15 protein-coding genes, 1 pseudogene and 1 riboswitch are annotated in these 19,660 nt (G+C 42.3%); of the genes and pseudogenes, 7 read left to right on the top strand and 9 right to left on the bottom strand.

Annotation, left to right across the window (positions count from 1 at the left end; translation table 11 throughout):
* Positions 1–64 precede the first annotated feature (64 nt).
* Positions 65–1,204, bottom strand: a complete 1,140-nt coding sequence (locus DW959_RS12065) for a serine/threonine-protein kinase (RefSeq protein WP_118616283.1) — start codon at positions 1,202–1,204, stop codon at positions 65–67.
* 103 nt (positions 1,205–1,307) lie between these two features.
* Here DW959_RS12065 and DW959_RS12060 point away from each other — a divergent pair, with 103 nt between their 5' ends.
* Entirely contained in the window at positions 1,308–1,751 is a 444-nt protein-coding gene (locus DW959_RS12060; protein ID WP_147353084.1) for a hypothetical protein, read from the top strand.
* 15 nt (positions 1,752–1,766) lie between these two features.
* Positions 1,767–2,405, top strand: a complete 639-nt coding sequence (locus DW959_RS12055) for a lactate utilization protein (protein ID WP_118616279.1) — start codon at positions 1,767–1,769, stop codon at positions 2,403–2,405.
* A gap of 213 nt (positions 2,406–2,618) precedes the next feature.
* On the opposite strand, the gene DW959_RS12050 is transcribed toward DW959_RS12055, so the two are convergent.
* From DW959_RS12050 to DW959_RS12040, 3 genes are all read right to left on the bottom strand, one after another.
* Complete coding sequence (locus DW959_RS12050; RefSeq protein WP_117822011.1) at positions 2,619–3,053, bottom strand: Hsp20/alpha crystallin family protein; 435 nt, start codon at positions 3,051–3,053, stop codon at positions 2,619–2,621.
* Positions 3,054–3,230: 177 nt separating this feature from the next.
* Positions 3,231–4,154, bottom strand: coding sequence for a ketopantoate reductase family protein (locus DW959_RS12045; RefSeq protein WP_118616277.1), 924 nt, complete (start codon positions 4,152–4,154; stop codon positions 3,231–3,233).
* Positions 4,155–4,370: 216 nt separating this feature from the next.
* Complete coding sequence (locus tag DW959_RS12040) at positions 4,371–5,294, bottom strand: LysR family transcriptional regulator (protein ID WP_118616275.1); 924 nt, start codon at positions 5,292–5,294, stop codon at positions 4,371–4,373.
* Between the two features lie 125 nt (positions 5,295–5,419).
* On the opposite strand from DW959_RS12040, the gene DW959_RS12035 reads away from it, so the two are divergent.
* The 3 genes from DW959_RS12035 (at position 5,420) to thiC (ending at position 9,114) form a co-directional block, all read left to right on the top strand.
* Positions 5,420–6,187: a DUF4866 domain-containing protein gene (locus DW959_RS12035; RefSeq protein ID WP_117807279.1), complete on the top strand. Its 768-nt coding sequence runs from the start codon at positions 5,420–5,422 to the stop codon at positions 6,185–6,187.
* Between the two features lie 27 nt (positions 6,188–6,214).
* Positions 6,215–7,513, top strand: coding sequence for a threonine/serine exporter family protein (locus DW959_RS12030; RefSeq protein ID WP_118616273.1), 1,299 nt, complete (start codon positions 6,215–6,217; stop codon positions 7,511–7,513).
* A 92-nt stretch (positions 7,514–7,605) separates the two neighbouring features.
* Positions 7,606–7,715: riboswitch (TPP riboswitch) on the top strand.
* Positions 7,716–7,803: 88 nt separating this feature from the next.
* Complete coding sequence (gene thiC, locus DW959_RS12025) at positions 7,804–9,114, top strand: phosphomethylpyrimidine synthase ThiC (RefSeq protein ID WP_117807277.1); 1,311 nt, start codon at positions 7,804–7,806, stop codon at positions 9,112–9,114.
* A 374-nt stretch (positions 9,115–9,488) separates the two neighbouring features.
* Here thiC and hydE read toward each other — a convergent pair whose 3' ends face one another.
* Entirely contained in the window at positions 9,489–10,541 is a 1,053-nt protein-coding gene (hydE, locus tag DW959_RS12020; RefSeq protein WP_118616271.1) for a [FeFe] hydrogenase H-cluster radical SAM maturase HydE, read from the bottom strand.
* 259 nt (positions 10,542–10,800) lie between these two features.
* Here hydE and alr point away from each other — a divergent pair, with 259 nt between their 5' ends.
* Positions 10,801–11,922: an alanine racemase gene (alr, locus tag DW959_RS12015; protein WP_118616269.1), complete on the top strand. Its 1,122-nt coding sequence runs from the start codon at positions 10,801–10,803 to the stop codon at positions 11,920–11,922.
* A gap of 355 nt (positions 11,923–12,277) precedes the next feature.
* Here alr and DW959_RS12010 read toward each other — a convergent pair.
* Positions 12,278–14,127 (bottom strand): annotated as a pseudogene (locus DW959_RS12010) (B12-binding domain-containing radical SAM protein).
* Between the two features lie 212 nt (positions 14,128–14,339).
* On the opposite strand from DW959_RS12010, the gene DW959_RS12005 reads away from it, so the two are divergent.
* Positions 14,340–15,161, top strand: coding sequence for a hypothetical protein (locus DW959_RS12005; protein WP_117807273.1), 822 nt, complete (start codon positions 14,340–14,342; stop codon positions 15,159–15,161).
* A gap of 175 nt (positions 15,162–15,336) precedes the next feature.
* Here DW959_RS12005 and DW959_RS12000 read toward each other — a convergent pair whose 3' ends face one another.
* The 3 genes from DW959_RS12000 to DW959_RS11990 all read right to left on the bottom strand — a co-directional run bounded on the left by DW959_RS12000 (position 15,337) and on the right by DW959_RS11990 (position 19,591).
* Complete coding sequence (locus DW959_RS12000) at positions 15,337–16,269, bottom strand: glycoside hydrolase family 25 protein (protein ID WP_243023394.1); 933 nt, start codon at positions 16,267–16,269, stop codon at positions 15,337–15,339.
* A gap of 55 nt (positions 16,270–16,324) precedes the next feature.
* Positions 16,325–18,067, bottom strand: coding sequence for an alpha/beta hydrolase fold domain-containing protein (locus DW959_RS11995; RefSeq protein WP_118616265.1), 1,743 nt, complete (start codon positions 18,065–18,067; stop codon positions 16,325–16,327).
* Positions 18,068–18,151: 84 nt separating this feature from the next.
* Positions 18,152–19,591, bottom strand: a complete 1,440-nt coding sequence (locus DW959_RS11990; RefSeq protein WP_118616263.1) for a DUF6034 family protein — start codon at positions 19,589–19,591, stop codon at positions 18,152–18,154.
* Positions 19,592–19,660 lie beyond the last annotated feature (69 nt).

The raw sequence follows: 19,660 nt of genomic DNA, 5'->3' as shown, positions 1-19,660 counted from the left end.
ATTACAACCACTGCATATTCTATCTTATAAAATTTTCAGAAAGAGCTGGTGTGCTGACAGCACACTATCGGAATATATCCTTTACTATAACGAATACAAACATCACTAAAAAAAACCATGCCAGCGTATATAAAAACAATCCAACCAGCTTCCATATCTTCTTCGGTGAGCGCACAAGCGGGAAATAATTCCAAACGTCCAGATAATTATTCCAAAAAAACGGAGTAATAATAAACATCATAAAATATACAAAGCGATTTACATATAACCAAGTTCCGGAGAGCGGTTCTCCATGATCTTTTACTTCTACTGTCAGACAGAAATACATCCAAAATATATAATAAATGGCTGCAACAACCATATTCAGGATTTTTCCTTCCCGAAATCCCGGTGGCAGGAAACGAGTCCATGCCGGGCGGGATTTATCATTCAAGGATACTTTATCTGTAGCTTCATCTAAAATCATGCTCTGTTGCATCGCATCGAGCATTTCCTCTGCTGTCTGATATCGTTTCTCCGGATCGATCTGGGTTGCTTTTCGGATGATCTGTGACACTTCCTGATGATCTGCGTAGATTCCATCCCGGATCAATTTGCCACACAACATATAATTTAATAACACACCAAGTCCGTAGATATCCGTCCGCGCATCTGACTGCGAAAAACCGTATTGCTCCGGAGCTGCAAATCCTCTTGTACCGATCAACTCGGTATCCCGATTCCTTTCTGCGTCAAAAACTCTTGCAGTATTGAAATCGATCAGATATACAGATACAATCCCCTGTCCCTTTTTGAAATCTCCCTGAAGCATTATATTTGTCGGCTTGATATCCCGGTGTACGATCGGCGGTATATGTCTGTGCAGTTTTTCCAATGTCCGGCAAAGATATTCGATTACTCTTCCGGCAGCATCCAAATCCAGACATCCAAACTGTTCAATATATGTTTCCAGTGTGATCCCCTGTATGTATTCTTCGATCAGATATAACGTACCATTCTCTTCCATACATTCATAAATCTGCGGAACGTAAGGGAGTTTTGATTGTTGCAGCCAATCATATATAGATTTATCATATTGCGTCAGCACTTTTTCTACATAAATCTGTCCGGTCTCTATATGCCGCACCAGAGAAATTCCCTTTTTATGCTCTACTTCTTCCAGTCTGCGATAAAAGGACAGACGACTTTGTATTTCTAAATTCATATCATTTTCCTATTGTTTATCTTGAAATTGCTTTATCGACAAGTATAATAAATATTATATGGTACTGATAAAAATTATCAAGGGAAAGAATGCAGGATTAATCATGAAAACGACCAGAACAACAGATCTGCTGAATGAATTATCAACCGATGATTCAAATATACATTTTAAATCATATATAACATCTCATGCAGATGATATGTCCTGTGACAATCTGCAGGATTATTTTAATCTTTACTTTAAAGATCACCCGGAGTTTCTGACCGCCGATGTCATAAAACGAAGCAATCTGGACCGCGGCTATGCTTATCAGATCTTAAACGGCAGGAAACCACATCCCGGAAAATACAAGCTGGTTCTTCTGGCATTATGCGCCGGAATGAATTTGAAAGAGATCCAACGTGCACTTACAATCTCCGGAAATGCCGTGTTGTATCCCAAATTTCCACAGGATGCTGCCCTGATCGTATGTATCAATCAGAACTGTACTTCTGCATTTGAAGTGATGAATTTCTTTGCGGAAAATAATCTGGATTTCCCTGAATAAACGGAGGTATATCAAATGGACACTTTTAGAAACATGAGAAACGACAAACTGGCGAAAGCCATGATAAACAAGCTGGCTGCCAGAAATATGGAAGGCTTCTATGTCCAGACAAAGGAAGAAGCTAAGGAGCTTGCACTGAGTCTAATCCCGGAAGGAAGCTCTGTCGGCTGGGGCGGTTCCATGACCGTAAAAGCAACCGGACTTTTAGATGCTCTTACCGAGGGAAACTACAAAGAGCTGAACCGTGATGCAGCAAAAACACCGGAGGAAAAAGACCGGATCTCCAAAGAATGTTTCTTCGCTGACTACTTCTTAACAAGCTGTAATGCGATCACCGAAGACGGCATTATGGTAAATATCGATGGCAATGGAAATCGTGTGGCTGCCATCGTCTATGGTCCTTCCCATGTTATCGTGATCACAGGAATGAACAAGGTAGTACGGACAGAAGAAGATGCTTTAAGCCGTGCAAGAAATGAAGCAGCTCCGATCAATGCACAACGCTTCGGACTTTCAACCCCTTGCAGTACAACCGGCGAATGCGCAAACTGTCTGTCACCGGAAACAGTCTGCTGCCAGTTCTTAACCACCCGCTATTCCAAGCACAAAGGACGTATCAAGGTCATCCTTGTAAATGAAGATCTGGGATTTTAGAAAACAGACAAATTTCAGGGGCTGTTTATTATTATTGCGCAAGACACTTTCGTTCTATCCTACTCTGTATAACTTCGAACTAACCTCGACAATACCTCGCTAAGTTCTCAGTTATCGACGCAACGGTACATAAGGTTGCAAAATACGCAACCTAAGTACCGGCGCTCGGACAGGCTTGCTACATTATAATAAACAGCCCCTGAAATTTGTCCGTTATCCTTCTATCGAGATAATCTTCTTTTCTTCTACTTCCGGTTGGTCGTCGAATTTTGGTACATAGACATACAGAACACCATTTGCAAATCTTGCTTTAATATCCTGTTCACTGACTTTGTCGCCGACATAGAAGCTTCTCTTATAATGACCGGAATACCGTTCCTTTTTGATATAGCTTCCTTCCCTGTCTTCACGATCCTGTCCAGTATAGCTGGCAAGAATTGTCAGGTAACCACCTTTTAATTCTGCCTTGATGCTTTCCTTTGGAAATCCCGGCAGATCCATCTCTATCTCATATCCGTCCTTTGTTTCGAATATATCAGTTGCCATTGTAGTCATGGTACGAAGTCCGGAATGGCTGCCCCAGAAGGAATCATCAAAGAAGCCATTCATCATCTCAAAATTATCTGAAAAAATACTTGGTCTATCCATCCTAATTACCCCATTTCTATCTATATTTCTGATTCTCTTTCATCAGTCATATATTACTGTCATTTTCCTGCATTTTATTAGACTCACACAACTTTCTCTATTATATGCAGTTACTTCATACCATTATTTATAGCACGTTTTGTTAGCACTGTAAACAGTTGAGTGCTAATTCAAATATTATCTTTTTGTAAACTTCTCCTCCAGTACCCGGATACCATGATAGAACATCTCATTAATCGGAGTTGGCACGCCAAGCTCCTTTCCCATCTTTATGACATTACCGGCAAACATCTCTACCTCGGTCAGCTTCTCTACTTCCAGATCCTGCAGGGTTGATGGTTTGTTCTCGGGTGGAATCGTCTTTACTGTAATATCCTGCTCCGCTATTTCTTTTTCCCCTATATCGATTCCCTTCTTCTGCGCAATCGCAGCCACTTCCCGCATGGCATTGTCACGGATCCAATTCGCACTGTCGCTGATACGGAAAAATCCAAATGGGATACCGAGCAACGCACAGGTCATATTTTCCCCAATATTGCACATGTATTTAAACCAGAGTCCCTTTAACATATCCGGATCAATCTCATATGGAATATCAGCATAGTCAAATACTTCTTTTACAGCAAGTACACGATCTGACAGAACATCATTTTTATTCTCTCCGAAGTGGATCTTGCCCCAATACGGATCAAAGTCTGCTTTTCCGTCTTTCATAACAATGGACATTCTCATATATGCATACAATACATGTTTTTCGCCAAATGCCTGAATCAACTGTTCCTCACTGTCTACACCATTTAGCAAAGACAGGATCAATGTATGTTCGCCTACCTGATGGCGAATATCTTCTATTGCCTGTGCAAATCCATAGCCCTTTACACCGATCAGTATCAGATCCGCCGGCTCACCCTGTTCTTCGGGTGTCACGATCGGGAATCTATAGTTGACGCCATTGATCGTAACTCCTCTACTTTCCAGGCGTTTTTTACGTTCACCACCTGCAATAATATAAAAATTCTCTCCAAATGCTTCATATAATCTTGGCGCAAAAAACACACCCATCGCGCCAAGTCCGATCAATGCAATTCTTTTGATCTTCATATTTCTTATTTCTCTTTTCCACTATATTGATTCTTTGTTTAACATTCTATCCTGTTTTGGTGTGATTCCACGCCATCTTTTATATGTTCTTATAAAATGACTACAGTCAAACTGTCCTCCTCACAAAACAGTCATACATTTTCTGCAAATATGCCTGGGGGATATTTAATGTATGAATGTTGAACTTGATAACTGCATACCAGACGTTTTCTGTTCTCAATCGATGCCCCGATTGAGGGTGTTTACCTTTTCGCAGTCTTCTTCCAATAATCTGCGAAATGATCTTGTGGCTGTATTCAGCGGATGCTGGCTGTCATATATCATGCAGATATGCCGGTCAGGAATTTTCTCCTTTAGGACTGCCTGTATTACCTCTCCGCGTTCGAGCGCCTCACCTGCCATGGATTCCGGTATAAATGCCAGTCCCAGCTCACAACGGACAAGCGGCAGGATCTGATCTGTTGTCGCAGCCTCCGTATCCGGTGCAAATTCTATCCCGTACGATAAAAACAGCCGCTCATAAAACCGAAATGTCATCGTTTCTCTTCCAAGACTGATCAACGGATAATTCTTTAATTCTTTTAAAGACAACGTCTTTCCCTGCAGCTCTTTAAAGGATTGTCCACCGATCAGGATCTCCCGAAACGATCTCAACATTCTGGTTTCAAGGGGCGAGTCTGCTTCCACCGGTGTCGACACAACAGCAAAATCAATCTTACCGCTCTTTACTGCATCTACTGCCTCCGGCGTGGAATGATTATAGATTCTCAGTCGAATTCCCGGATATGCAGTATGAAATGACCTTAATTTATCAAACAAATATATATTTAACGCTGTCTCGCTGGCTCCGATCGATATACTTCCATGTACCATGCCCGAATAGTCCGCCAGTTCTTCCTCTGCCGTTAATAACTGATGCATAGCTGCCGACACATACATATATAGTTTTTCTCCCTCAGGTGTAAGCTGAACGCCCCGGTTGGTTCTTACAAATAAGGTACTGTGCATCTGCTGTTCCAGACAGTTCATCGCTCTTGTAACATTTGGCTGGCTGTTTTCCAGAACCTTCGCAGCCTTTGTAAAATTATGATATTTGGCCACATAATAGAATATTTTATAATATTCAAAGTTAATATTCATCTGTCTTCTCCGTTTCTTTTATCATATCAAATGATTATGTCTATCATATCAATTATATCTTTTACTTATCATCCTGCCAATAGTATAATTATGCAGAACAGAAAAAGAAAGGAAGTCGGTTAAGCATGAACGAAACTACAATTTTCCCACGAGAAAAAAGAGCAGATTTCTTATTTGAAAAAATCCTGAATGATCCATGGGCATGTGAGAAATTACAGGAAACATTTGCAAATTACCTGTGTTATAACGAGGATGCTTACGATGCACCACTTCCGGCAGAAGAATTTGCACAAGCACTATTCAATTCCTATCATAACCGGGATCTGTCTGCATTTCTTATGGCGATCTGCAACAATACCCTGTTTGATCTTCTGCGTAATTCCTTTCTGATCCCATATCGATTCAACGCAGATGGCAAAACAAATCCTGTCATTATGACAGATGATAATGGTCAGTTGCTTCCTGAATACGAAACTTCAATCTGGGAAAAAGAATATCGTCATTTTCATAAGATCTATCAGACACTTGGAAACAACAAAAATATCTATCTCGCCCGCGCATACAGATACAGTCACGATTATGCCGCAAATGACATGAAACCGGAACAGAAGATTCTGGAAAAAAGTGACGGTGTACTGTTGATCCGCGAGCTTCCCGATACTGTAAAGCAAAAGGAGACAGAGGCAGAAGCATATTCTGCTGTATGGAATCTTATGATCGCACTGGAAAAGGAGCTTCCTATGTCCTACATTTTCTACGGGCAGGATTCTCTGGTGAAAAATAATTCCCGATATGATGAAATCGGCATATTCCTTCCAAATTCATTATTCCTGACGAATCTGGAACATCATATTGAAAAAGCGGAGGAGATCATCTATGCCAAAGAACAGTAATTATACAGATATCATGGAAAAAACCATATGGAAATTCCATGGCATGATTATGTAAAAAACGATAGCAATGTCCTGATCGCCAAGGCGGGGCTGATAGAAAAAGCCTCTGTTATTGGAAGGGTCGGGTTAATTATGCTCTCCTGTGGAACAGGTGCCTGGCGTGTTCGTACTTCCATGAACCGTCTGTCCAAAGAACTGGGCGTAACCTGCACCGTTGATGTCGGATTGATGTCCATTGAATTCAACTGTTTTGATGGAACCGACTGCGTTTCACAGTCTCTGAGCATTGCGAATACCGGTGTAAACACCTCGAAGCTCTATCGGATGGAACAATTCGTTGACAATTTCCCAAAAGAAGAAGCCCATCTGACGGGCGAAGAGATTCACCGGCGTCTTGATCAGATTGAGAAGATCCATACACTTTATTCACCTGCAAAACTGGGTCTGGCTTCAGCCCTCGCCTGCTGTGCATTTACCTTCCTATTAGGCGGCGGTCCTGTTGAAATGATCCTTGCTTTTATTGCAGCCGGTGTTGGAAATGTCATCCGTACCAAAATGATCAAGCACCATTTTACCCTTTTCTTTAACATAGCAGTATCCATATCAGCCGCATGCATGACATATGCCATCTGCTTTCACCTTGCAGAAATCTTCTTCCACGTATCTGCACTCCATGAAGCTGGCTATATCTGCTCAATGCTGTTTATCATTCCCGGATTTCCATTCATAACAAGCGGCATTGACCTGGCTAAACTGGATCTTCGGTCCGGGCTTGAACGTCTGAGCTACTCTGTCATCATAGTTTTAGTAGCCACTATGTTCGCCTGGATCATGGCATTGCTGTTACATTTTCATCCTCAGGATTTCTCCGCTTTGAATCTGGCTGTAGGTACAAAGCTTATCCTGCGGATCATTACAAGCTTCTGCGGAGTCTTCGGTTTCTCCATTATGTTTAACAGCTCGATTCCGATGGCTGCAACTGCTGCCTGTATCGGAGCAGTTGCAAATACTCTCCGGCTGGAGCTTGTCGATTACACAAGCACGCCTCCGGCTGCTGCCGCATTCGCAGGCGCATTAACCGCAGGTATTCTTGCCTCCATTATAAAAAGGAATAACGGATATCCAAGAATCTCTCTGACCGTTCCGTCCATCGTTATCATGGTTCCGGGACTTTACCTTTATCGTGCTTTCTATAATCTTGGTATCATGTCCCTAACAGAGGCTGTTTTATGGTTTTCATCTGCGATCATGATCATTGTTACCCTGCCCCTCGGTCTGATATTTGCAAGGATCCTGACAGATCGTACTTTCCGGTACTGCTCCTGATTCATGTATCGGGCGCAAGTCCTTATTTATCTTTTATGTTGAAAAATTATCATTGAATTATGTCGTATTCTGGCATATAATATTTCCAGATATTTATATATTCAGGGAGCTGACAAATTAGCCGGCTGAGAGGAGAATGAAGTTCTCGACCTGTGAACCTGATTTAGGTAATGCTAACGTAGGGATGTGTATTAGAGGTGCCCTGCGGCATCTTTTTTATTGCTCTGTGGCAGATCGGGAGCACCACTTTCTACCACGTAAAATAACATTGGTTGTAGTAGGAGGATAATATGGAAAATTACACAACACAAATGGACGCAGCCAGAAAAGGGATCATCACTCCGCAGATGAAGATCGTAGCGGAAAAAGAACATATGGCTGTCGAGGCGCTCAGGGATTTAGTTGCAAAGGGACAGGTTGCCATCTGTGCTAATAAGAAACACACCTGTCTGAATCCTGAAGGTGTCGGCAGTATGCTGCGTACCAAAATTAACGTAAACCTTGGAGTATCCAGAGACTGCAAGGACTATAACATTGAGATGGAAAAAGTAATGAGTGCAGTTAATATGGGCGCTGAGGCGATCATGGATCTGTCCAGTCATGGAAATACACAGCCATTCCGTCAGAAGCTGACAAGCGAATGTCCTGCCATGATCGGTACGGTTCCGATCTATGACAGTGTCATCCACTATCAGCGTGATCTTGCAGAGCTGACAGCAAAGGATTTCATCGATGTTGTCCGTCTTCATGCAGAAGATGGTGTTGACTTTGTAACCTTACACTGTGGAATCACAAGAAAAACGATTGATCAGATCAAAAAACATAAACGTAAAATGAACATCGTAAGCCGGGGCGGAAGCCTTGTATTTGCATGGATGAGTATGACCGGTCAGGAAAACCCGTTCTATGAATATTTCGATGAGATCTTAGATATCTGTGAAGAATATGATGTTACGATCTCCCTCGGAGATGCATGTCGTCCGGGCTGTCTGGCAGATGCGACTGACGTATGCCAGATTGAAGAACTGGTACGTCTGGGCGAGCTGACAAAGCGTGCCTGGGCACACAATGTACAGGTTATGGTGGAAGGTCCCGGTCATGTACCGCTTAACCAGATCGCAGCAAATATGGAAGTCCAGAAGACCTTATGTATGGGCGCACCATTCTATGTTCTCGGACCTCTGGTTACAGATATCGCTCCCGGTTACGATCATATCACCAGCGCGATCGGTGGTGCTGTTGCTGCCATGAACGGAGCTGCTTTCTTATGCTACGTTACACCAGCCGAGCATCTTGCACTTCCAAATGTAGATGATGTAAAACAGGGTATTATCGCATCGAAGATCGCTGCTCATGCAGCCGACATTGCAAAGGGTATTCCGGGTGCCAGAGAGATCGATGATAAGATGGCGGATGCCAGACGTGTCCTGGACTGGGATGCACAATATGCCTGCGCACTTGATCCTGCTACAGCCAAAGCGATCCGCGACAGTCGTATGCCAGAGGATGACCACTCCGACACCTGTAGTATGTGCGGCAAGTTCTGTGCTGTCCGCAGCATGAACAAGGCTCTCGCCGATGAGTACATCGACATTCTGTAGTACGAATGCATATATAATGGTCGGTTCTCTGCCACTGACTATCTATAATTGACTCGCTATGATTTCTATTTGATGCACATGCCTGATTCGTAAATACTCCTGTGCCAACTCGCCTTCGGCTCAGACAGGCACCCGTATTTACTGGCAATGTGCATCGCATGACGAAATCTTTGCTAATGTCAATATATAGTTCGTCAGTGACAGAAAACCGCCCATTTTATTTGCTGTCGTATTGCAGGATGTAAAACATGCAGTTCTTAATATAATCAGAATGTTTTCCAACATCTTTCTTTCATAAAATCTGCAATAACAAAGATATTTTCACCTTCAGCTAAAAAGCCTCTCCCATGTTTGCATTTCTCCAATATATGCATTCATCTTTTCTTGTCATACAATGGATGGTCGCCGCGGTCAACCACAACCTCGTACCCGATTCCCTGCATTCTCCGCATCATACAACCACAACACTCCGAGGCTTCTTCCCCGGTGCAGATCTTATTGTCATATAACAGATATTTTTTCCTGACACCGACCGGTGACAGATTCGGCATCACAACATTTGCCCCGGCAAGAATCCCCTTCTCCCTGCCAAGCGGATGGATCGTGCCAAGTGCTGTTGTCGCAGGAAGCAGCACAGTAGGATGGATCAGACGGATAATTGACAGCAGCCGTAAGGTCATCTCAAGTGTCCCGGCAGCATCTTTTCCAAATGGTGTGTCTGCCTGCGGAATAAAAGGTCCGATTCCGCACATTTCCGGTTTCAGTTCTTTGATCAGACAGAGATCCTCATATAACGTATCGACCGTCTGATATGGTGAACCGACCATAAAGCCACACCCAGTCTGATAACCGATCTCTTTCAGGTCATGCAGGCACCGGATCCGGTTGTCAAATGACATTTCTTTCGGATGAAGCTTCTCATAATGTGCCTTATCCGCAGTCTCGTGACGAAGCAGATAACGTTCCGCCCCGGCAGCAAAATACCGCTCATAGGCTTGCCTGCTTTTCTCTCCGATCGACAATGTGATCGCACAGTCCGGATGCTGATGTTTAATCTCTGATACGATCTCACAGATTAGGTCATCTGTATAAAACGGATCTTCGCCTCCCTGTAACACAAATGTCCGGAACCCGAGCCGGTATCCACTCTGACAACAGTCAAGGATCTGATCTTTGGTCAGCCGGTATCGATCAACATGACAGTTATCTCTTCTTATCCCACAATAAATGCAGTTATTTTTACAATAATTTGTGAACTCGATCAGTCCACGCATATAGACTTTATTTCCGTATACCTTCTGTGCTTCCGTTCTGGCACATGCCATCAATTCTTCGATCATTTCCCGATTGTCTGTTTCCAGCAGAAGCTGAAGCTGTTCCTTTGTAATATTCTGTTTATCGCGAATCTCTGTTATCAGTGTATGCATAAACGGTTTCCATCCTGTTTTTATTTACAAATAGTTTATCACATTTTACTCTTATACAACATCCACTTTTCCGGATTGCATACAAACGATGCAAAAAAAGTTCAAAGATATTGCATTTCTGTGTCGGTTTTTATACAAAAATGATGCATTTCGAATATATGCTAGATTCATCAAATAAATGAACAACCGCTCATGCCCGGGCAGCGAGTTTCGACAACAGACCATATGTCTGTAGATAAACAATGAGATAAATACTTACATGAAACCGGAGGAACTTGAGGACATGACAACTCTTACAATCAAAACAAATGCACTGGATAACAATATACGGATCATCAAACGTCTGGCAAATGGCGCAAAGGTCATAGCAGTATTAAAGGGGAACGCTTATGGGCTTGGGCTTACAAAATTTGCATCGTTCTTACAATCAAAGGGTATTGATAACTATGGTGTAACCGAACTGTCAGATGCTGTCACCTTACGCAGAAACGGCATCACGGGAAATATCCTGCTGATGACGCCTTTATATAACTCAGAAGATATCACGACTGCGATCGATCATGATATCACACTCAGCATCACCAGTACCGACTGTGCACATGTGATCGATGAAACAGCCGCCTACATGAACCATCCGACAGTCCATGCACATCTCTGCATTGACACCGGATTTGGCAGATACGGTTTCTTATGTTCCGAAGAAAAACAGATTGCCGATACCGTACAGTCACTAAGGCATGTGCGGATTACCGGTATCTTCTCTCATTTCCATGCGGCTGCATGCAGAAATGAGTACTATGTGAAGAAACAGTTTCAGGATTTCACCCACCTCTGTGACACACTCCAGAAAGACGGTATTCCGGTAGGCATCCGTCATATCTCATCTTCAACCTCGATGATAAAATATCCATCCATGAATTTAGATGCCATCCGCATCGGCTCTGCCTTTCTTGGCAGACTTGCGGTTCCAAATGATTATGGTTTTCATGAGGTCTGCAATCTGTCTGCCTGCGTGGACGATATCTATGAACTGCCGGCCGGTCACAACATCGGCTACGGCCACAGCTTCAAGCTGTCACATGACGCAAAGACAGCCGTTATCTCCGCCGGATATTACCACGGGCTTGGCATAGAGCGTCACACCGATTTCCGGACAAATTTCTTCTCTCCGATCCGTATTTATTATAAATTAAAAGGCACTTTCCATAAAAAATCACCGGCTGCCAGCTTTAAAGACTGCCGGCTTCCGGTGTTAGGTCAGATCAGTATGAACTCCGTGATCGTGGATACAACCGGATGTAATATCTCGGTAGGCGATATGGTTACATTTCCGATCAACCCGATTTTCGTCAACAGCGCTGTTCCGCGGGTATATATGTAACCTGTCTCGTGTTGTCTGAACTACTGTTGTGTATATGTATCCTGCCTCATGTTGTCTGAACTACTGTTGTGTATATGTATCCTGCCTCATGTTGTCCGGGATACTGCCGGTACACTTTGTACTATCGTTTGCTTTTTTTCGTTATGAGATGCAAATTGTCAGCGAATGCGGGTGCCTGTTTGAGCCTGAAAGGCGAGTTGGCACAGGAGCATGAGCGAATCAGACATTTGCAACGAATAGAAAAAAACAAGACATACAAAGTATACCGGCAGTATCCCGGACAACATGAGGCCGAACACATACACATCCGTAAAATAGCAGTATCCTGGGCAACATGAGACAGCCAAATTTTATATCACATGGATGCGACAGGTGTTACTATCATATACCTTGCATCCCCGGTCAGCGGATCACGGCGTTTGTAATCGAATAATATATAGCATACTTCAGACAGACGATTTCCCGTCTCTCTGTTGTAATAAATCTTTTCTATGTGTGTCATTCTGGACATAGATTTCCAGTCACAGCCATGATAGTCTTCTTCCCGAAGGTATCTGTGGTCGTTGGCCTCACGGATGTAGAAGTCCCGGAACAAATCTCTCACACCCTCCTGTTCCGGGGCGAAATCCGGTCGGGTCTTCATATTCTCACGAAGATATAAATCAAATACCAGCATTTGCCGAATCAATTCTGTCTTCTTAGGGAAGTGTTCTTCTGCAAAATGAAGCAGTACATGATACCGGTAGATTCTCGCCGGTGTCTGGATAAAATATCCCTTTTTGTCATAATAAGAAGCAAGGCTCGCATAAAAATCAAACGGCGAATCAAATTCTTCCACCAGGAATGGCAGCGTGTTCTCAAACTGACAGCTGTTATAATAAATCTCTACCATTCTTCGATCTGCTTTAACCGCAGGATCTCATCATAAGATATCCACTTTGTAAATAATACTTCATACGGCGGACAGCTTGTATACTGTAAACCATATCGTTCTGCATTATCATGCATCTTCGAACCCTTTAGCACCTTTAAAAAACCTAGCTGAAGCTGCTCCGGCTTCATCGCATATACGTCATTAAAAGAATGTGCAAATGATTCATAATCCTCATACGGAAGCCCCGCGATCAGATCCAGATGCACATGCACATTATGTCCCTGATGGATCCGGGCAACGATCTTTGCAAGCTTATCAACATCCATTACACGATTGATCTCCTCTATCGTCTGCAGATTTGTCGACTGCACTCCGATCTCCATCTGTATCGCACCTGGCCGCAGACTGTTGACCAACTCCAATTCTTCCTCATTTAAAATATCTGCAGCAATCTCAAAATGAAAATTCGTGATTCCATTGTCATGTTCTTTGATATACCTCCAGATCGCCATCGCATGTTCATGGGAACAGTTAAATGTCCGGTCTACAAACTTCACCTGTTTTACTTGATGATCCAGGAAAAACTGCAGCTCCTTCTTCACCAGATCAAGATTGCGGAACCGAACCCGTTTGTCAATCGATGACAGACAATAACTGCACCGGAACGGACAGCCTCTGCTGCTCTCATAATAAATGATCTTATTTTTAAAAGTGTCCAAGTCATAATACAGAAAGGGAAGCTCCGACAGATCGGTAAGTCCTCTTGGCTTCGTACAAAGAATATCTTTTCCTTCCCGAAGCACCAGGCCGTCAATATCCCGAAAACCCCCGGTATCACGGAAATTTTCAATACCACAGGAATTCCCAGTATTACAGGCGTTCCCGATATCATAGGACTTCCCAGTATTATGAATATTTCCAATATCAAGATATCTTCTCAGCACATCATAAAAGGTTGCCTCTCCTTCTCCAACCATAACTCCTGTAAGCTCCGGCATCTCCGCAAGAAGCTGATCGGCATCGTAGGTTACTTCCGGTCCGCCAACCCAGATATCTGTATCCGGAAGGAGCTTCTTTAATTCTGTAATGAGCTCACGGATCATCTCGATATTCCATATATAACAGGAAAATCCAATCGCATCCGGCCTTCTCTTATAGATATCCGCAAGAATCTCTCCTTTTTGATTGTTGATCGTATATTCTGCAATCTCAATATATTCTGCAAGAGACGGCTGTTTCTTTACCGAATAAGAATACAGGGAATAAATCCCTGGATTCGAATGAATATATTTTGTATTTAATGCTGCCAGTAAAAACTTCAAGGAATTCACAACCTCCTACTATATGATTTTCTGTATCTTTGCAGGCTTATTCATAATAATCTCTTTTTCATGTTTCTGATATATGAAATTATTTATCCATTTCAAGGATTATACCACAGATAAGATTTATTAAGCTACAAAATCCGGTATTTGCCTTTACTTTAGGAAACGCGGATGATAGACTGAGTCTGTAGACAAAATTTTATTATAGGAGGGTATCTATGAACAAAAAAATGAAACACGTACTTTTGGCATTGTGTGTCTGCATCTTTGGTCTGATGATGACCGGCTGCGGTTCTGCTATTAACACAACCGTAAAACTCACCTCTGCCACCAAAGCAACCTGTACGATTGAACAGGGTTATGATGATGAAATGTTGGATGGACTTGCCAGCATGTCTGAAATGACCAAAAAAGAACTCATTAATGAACTTAAGGGATCCGGTGCCAAATATTCAAAAAAGAAGATCGATGGTGTTACCTACCATATGTTCTCCATGACCGTAAAAAACAAGAAACTCAGTGATATCGAAGATTTACTTTCATCTGCAGGTTACACAAATGTATGTCTGACAAAGAATTTCTTCTATGCTACACTTGATCCTTCTACAGCAGGCAGTAATCTTACAATTGCAAAACTTGCCGACGCTGCACAGCTTCAGAAAAACGATCTTACTGACAGCCTGTCATTCTACATGAATGTAAAGGTTTCATTTAAGAATAAGGTTAAGACCACAAACGGTAAGCTTTCAAACAAATCAAAGACCGTTTCATGGACTATCAGGGATGCCAGCAAGAAGAAAAACTTCTACGCATCTACCAGTAAGGTTACAAAAACAGCAAAGACAACAGCCGTTAAGAACAACAAGTCCTACAAAGCCGGCAAGAAGATCACAGTATCCAACAGCAAGAGCCTTGTAAAGATGAAACTGGACGGCAAGGTAGTTAAGAAGAACACAGTCGTTAAGAAAAAGGGAACACATACCCTAACCATCTGGTCAAAGAACGGCAAGGTTCAGAACGTAACCTTTACAATTAAATAAGACGATTTATCACATAAAAAACATCCATACCTTTATTTACAGCATTTATCTGTATTATAAAATATGGATGTTTTAATTTTATAATTTTATCTTTTTATCATAGACAAGAATCCATCTGCTCTGTATTGTTATAAAGCAGATGGATTCTGTACTATAATCATATTCTTAATGTTTTCTATTTCATCCAGACGTCAATATCAACGGATCCTGAGATTCCCGGCACACTTCCCTCACTGGTATACTGCCAGCCGGTAAACAGATATGGGAAATCGGGTACATTGGAATATTGTGCCAGCCAGAGCTGATAATCACCCAATCGATCCATATCCAGATTCTGCGCATACCAGTTTCTATTTGCATAGATCATCGGTGTATATCCGGCATTTTTTATCGTCTCACAAAAACCAACAATGGCATCGGTACGCTCTTCATTTGAAATATCATTTGCGCGGGCACCTTCTGCTTCCATCTTCTCCGTATCAATTACAACCGGATAACTGATCTTATAACCTGCGATATTCTGAAGTACATACTGTGCTTCTTCTACTCCTTCATCATAACTTACTGCCTGTGTATAGAAATATACCCCAACCGGCATTTCTGCTTCCAGAGCTGTTTCTATATTCGTCACATAGCCGTCATCCAGTGCCAGACCACCCTGTGTATATCCACGATATCCCAAACGGATCATTGCAAACTGGATACCGGCTTCTTTTACCTGATCCCAGTCGATTGATCCCTGATGACTGGATACATCGATTCCAAGCTTTGCATGCTTGATTTTATCATCCGAATAACTCATATACCCATCATCATCCAGTTGAAACCGTTCCAAATCATAATTATGTCTGGCTACCTTACTACTGATCTTATAAAGCTGTGCAGTTTCTTTATCATCTCCTACAATGATGTAACTCTTCTTGATATAATTCCAGTAATTATCATAGATCAGATTTGCCAGTTCTCCCGGTGTCAGTTCTAGACCATGTTCCATTTCCGTGTACAAGGCAGGTGTCGATCTGGTTGTCTTATTATAATCAATACCAATACAAATTCCTGCTATGATTCCAATTACAATTCCTGTACCGATGCACGCTGCATATTTCATTCTTTTTGCTAATTGTTTTCTTCTGTCTGCTTCTCTCATGTCAGTCACAAGCCGTTTATATTGCAATTCGTTCCGTACCTAACCGAAGCTGTATGATTTTATCATATTTTCGTCTGATCGCATGACGATACTTTTTTGCTATATCCAAAGAAAACATCTCCGTGATATCTTCCTGATTCAGAATCGCCTTGTCATACAACACTCTGTACTTGATATTCCAGTCATACATCAGGCTGGTACAGTTATCAATACTTACTTTTATAAACGAACCTTTCTTCTTTCCTGTTAATACTTTCAGATTTGCCCGTTTTCTGCCAACGGAATTCTTGACATCAAACAGTACCTCAGCACCCGGAAACCGCTCCCATATCGCATTCAGAAACGCCTGCAGCTTCTTATCCGTAAAATACTTCGTTACATCACAGCATACAAATAAGATTGCTTCACCCGGTTTCTTCTTCACACTGTCAAGCCATGAAAAATCAAGGATTGATTTGCCGATATTCTGCTCCCGGTCCCTGCTCTCCACCATCTTGCGCCGCAGTTCCATGGTCTCAGGCATATCTACATTGTACCATCGGATCCTGCCATTATCCATGCGGGAAAACATGGTATCTAACTCAGCTCCGACATTTACAATAACGCCATCTGCATACCTCATAATAAACTGTTTTACCCGTTTGTCAATCTCTACGATCCGTCCAATCTTAACAAGGCGATCATATTCCTGATACATCGCATTGAAATCCTTATGTGACACATTTAATTTGGCTGCAATCTTAATCGACTCATCATCCTGAAACAGCTTCGGATATCGTTCCGCTACCATTGACCGTGCCCATACTGCACGCTTGATCTCAGGATTTACAAGCTTTGCTTCATCCTTGATACTGTCGCTGATACGATTGATGATCATACGGCATTCCGGCACATGCTGATGCTCAATATAATCATGAGGCATTCCAAAATATTCAAAATAGTGAATCCGGATCTGCTCTTTCTTAAGCTTATCATATAATAATCTTGCATAGCTGTTCAGCAGATCATTTTCTACTGTGAATATGGCGATCTCATCACAGATATCAGTCAGATCCGCATAGATCGGGCAGGTATATTCATTCTGATGATACAGATCCTGAATCCAGTACCTGCTAAGAAATTCCTTAATGCCCAGCCGGTAATAATACTTCCGTACCTCTTTCTTGCGATCAAGCATATGATTGGCGAGATTTCCATCCATAAATTCTGTATCTAATGAAGGTGATAACAACACCAGCTTATCCGGTCTGCGAACACCTTCCTTCCATGCCAGAACTGCCAGTGATAACGCCAGTCCACCGCCTGTGGAATCTCCAACAACAACCAGACGGTCGATTGTCTCCTGCCTGGTCAGATGTCTGTATGTCCCGATCAGCATATCAAAAGTATCCTGTGCATTATGCTCTGGCGCCAGCGGATAGATCGGAACAGCCGCACCATATCCATTTTCCTCGACCACAGTCGCAACAAATTCCCACTGGTTTTTGTTGATTTCCATACAATGACCGCCGCCATGGATATAAAAGAAGAAATTCTTTACCTCTTTCTTCTTTGGTTTCACATAATAGCATAATCCATTCTCTGACTCTGCCTTTGTAATATGAAATGCATCCTGCATCCACTTTGGAGGCGTGCTGCATTCCCGTTTTCTTCCCTTCAGGACTTTTTTAGCAATATCATCCGCTTTCATGCGCTTATCATCCAGCATGACACCTGCAATTTTCTCTTTTATGATAACAAGACTGTTTTGTGTACTCATATAATGTATCCCTTAATATACATATGTAACCATTTTCACCTGCTACCATTTTCACATAACCGGGATTGAATATCAAGTCTAATTTTAATCTGCTGATATCTTCATTGCTACATTCAACATATCGATCACAGATCCATCGGCTGCATCTAATACCACCATCTCACTTGGATAATCCGGATCCGATTTATCATCACAGGAAGAAAAGATCCAGACAGGTTTATATTCAAATTGTCCATCTGCTGCGCCTGCTGTCAGGTAATAGGTCAAGGTCACATCATTAAAATTGATCGCGTTATATTTACATGGATAGGTTTTGTAATATTCCGGTATGGTTTCATTTGCCTTTTCAAGCAGCTCCGGAAATGAAAGGATCTCAGTCTTTGCACTTTCTCCGGTGGACTCCAGATAATCACACCAGTTCGCATTGATGATTCCATTGGAATCCATTGTGATCTCATAGCGTTCAACCGGCACATCATAATATTCCACCTGCTTCTGCAGATTTTCAACCTGATTAAATGCCATCGTTGACACCGGCTGCTTATCAACAGCTCTTACGTAGGTGAACGAATACCCATCCACATCCGTAGCAACAACCGAATTTGTCGCATCTGTATATACCCAGTAAAGATCAGAACTGTCCTGTAAGGCTACATCCTTCGCACCGATCTTCGACAGAAATTCTTCTGCCTTCATCTGTGCTTCCTCTTTGGAATAGCTGCAGGCATTCTGAACTGTATTCTCCTGATCCGCTTCTGTTCCTGTCTCTCTTTCATAGTCAGCCTTTGAATATGGCGTGACATACGTTGCCTTTTCTTTCGGACGATACATCATAAAATCTTCCCGCATATTAAAGGAACGATAAACGCTGTCGGTTTTGTAATACAATTCATATTCCTTCCCATCCACAGTACCAACATAATCATCCGCGGAATAATCTCCGGCAGCCGGATAACTGTCCGGGGCATCTGCCAGTTCCGTTTCCAGATCGCTGATCCATGAATCATAGGAATCCGCAAATACAGGATCCGGATAATTCTCCTTTGCTGTCTGATACTGTGTGATCTCTGCCTGAATGTCCTTTTTTATCCGATGCATGGAATCATATACATAGATTCCCTCATCCTTATCAAACAGATTCTCTGCCACCTGCTTCTTCACTTCATTACTCTCCGGATCTTTCTTCTTATACTGTGCGATCTGAAGGTTGGAGGTATCCGGAACACTGATATCATCATCCGTTACATGGATCTTTGATAAGCCGGTATCTCCAATCGCAATCTCCGTATCACAGGTAAATGGAATCTTATACTTACTCCACAGACTTCCACTATCCAGATCTTCTCCGGATGCAGATGTCTCCGTCTGTCCCAGATCTGCCTCTGTTTGTTTCGGCTGGGTATTATCTACATTGTAGTCTACATTTTTCCTTCCGCATCCTGTAACAGCCGCAGATACTGTAAGAGTTCCTGCAAGAAACAGTGCCATCATTTTTCTTCTTTTTGTAATGTCCATTTTCATCATTTGTATCCCTTCTTACTTAAAGATTTTCCCGTTTTCCCTCATATATCAGATAAAAATGACTTCTTTTAT

It is taken from the genome of Clostridium sp. AM46-21, assembly GCF_003480025.1.
GTDB classification, from domain to species: Bacteria; Bacillota; Clostridia; order Lachnospirales; family Lachnospiraceae; genus Coprococcus; species Coprococcus ammoniilyticus.
The sequence above is the reverse complement of the archived record's forward strand: the minus strand, read 5'-3'. Positions and strand labels throughout refer to the sequence as shown.

Bases quoted from the DNA above. Each gene is read 5' to 3' on its own strand.
- DW959_RS12065 (WP_118616283.1), bottom strand. From the start codon at position 1,204: ATGAATTTAGAAATACAAAGTCGTCTGTCCTTTTATCGCAGACTGGAA.
- DW959_RS12030 (WP_118616273.1), top strand. From the start codon at position 6,215: ATGGAAATTCCATGGCATGATTATGTAAAAAACGATAGCAATGTCCTG.
- thiC (WP_117807277.1), top strand. From the start codon at position 7,804: ATGGAAAATTACACAACACAAATGGACGCAGCCAGAAAAGGGATCATC.
- DW959_RS11990 (WP_118616263.1), bottom strand. From the start codon at position 19,591: ATGATGAAAATGGACATTACAAAAAGAAGAAAAATGATGGCACTGTTT.
- DW959_RS12005 (WP_117807273.1), top strand. From the start codon at position 14,340: ATGAACAAAAAAATGAAACACGTACTTTTGGCATTGTGTGTCTGCATC.
- DW959_RS12060 (WP_147353084.1), top strand. From the start codon at position 1,308: ATGAAAACGACCAGAACAACAGATCTGCTGAATGAATTATCAACCGAT.
- DW959_RS12055 (WP_118616279.1), top strand. From the start codon at position 1,767: ATGGACACTTTTAGAAACATGAGAAACGACAAACTGGCGAAAGCCATG.
- alr (WP_118616269.1), top strand. From the start codon at position 10,801: ATGAAACCGGAGGAACTTGAGGACATGACAACTCTTACAATCAAAACA.
- DW959_RS12040 (WP_118616275.1), bottom strand. From the start codon at position 5,294: ATGAATATTAACTTTGAATATTATAAAATATTCTATTATGTGGCCAAA.
- DW959_RS12000 (WP_243023394.1), bottom strand. From the start codon at position 16,269: ATGAAATATGCAGCGTGCATCGGTACAGGAATTGTAATTGGAATCATA.
- hydE (WP_118616271.1), bottom strand. From the start codon at position 10,541: ATGCATACACTGATAACAGAGATTCGCGATAAACAGAATATTACAAAG.
- DW959_RS12035 (WP_117807279.1), top strand. From the start codon at position 5,420: ATGAACGAAACTACAATTTTCCCACGAGAAAAAAGAGCAGATTTCTTA.
- DW959_RS11995 (WP_118616265.1), bottom strand. From the start codon at position 18,067: ATGAGTACACAAAACAGTCTTGTTATCATAAAAGAGAAAATTGCAGGT.
- DW959_RS12050 (WP_117822011.1), bottom strand. From the start codon at position 3,053: ATGGATAGACCAAGTATTTTTTCAGATAATTTTGAGATGATGAATGGC.
- DW959_RS12045 (WP_118616277.1), bottom strand. From the start codon at position 4,154: ATGAAGATCAAAAGAATTGCATTGATCGGACTTGGCGCGATGGGTGTG.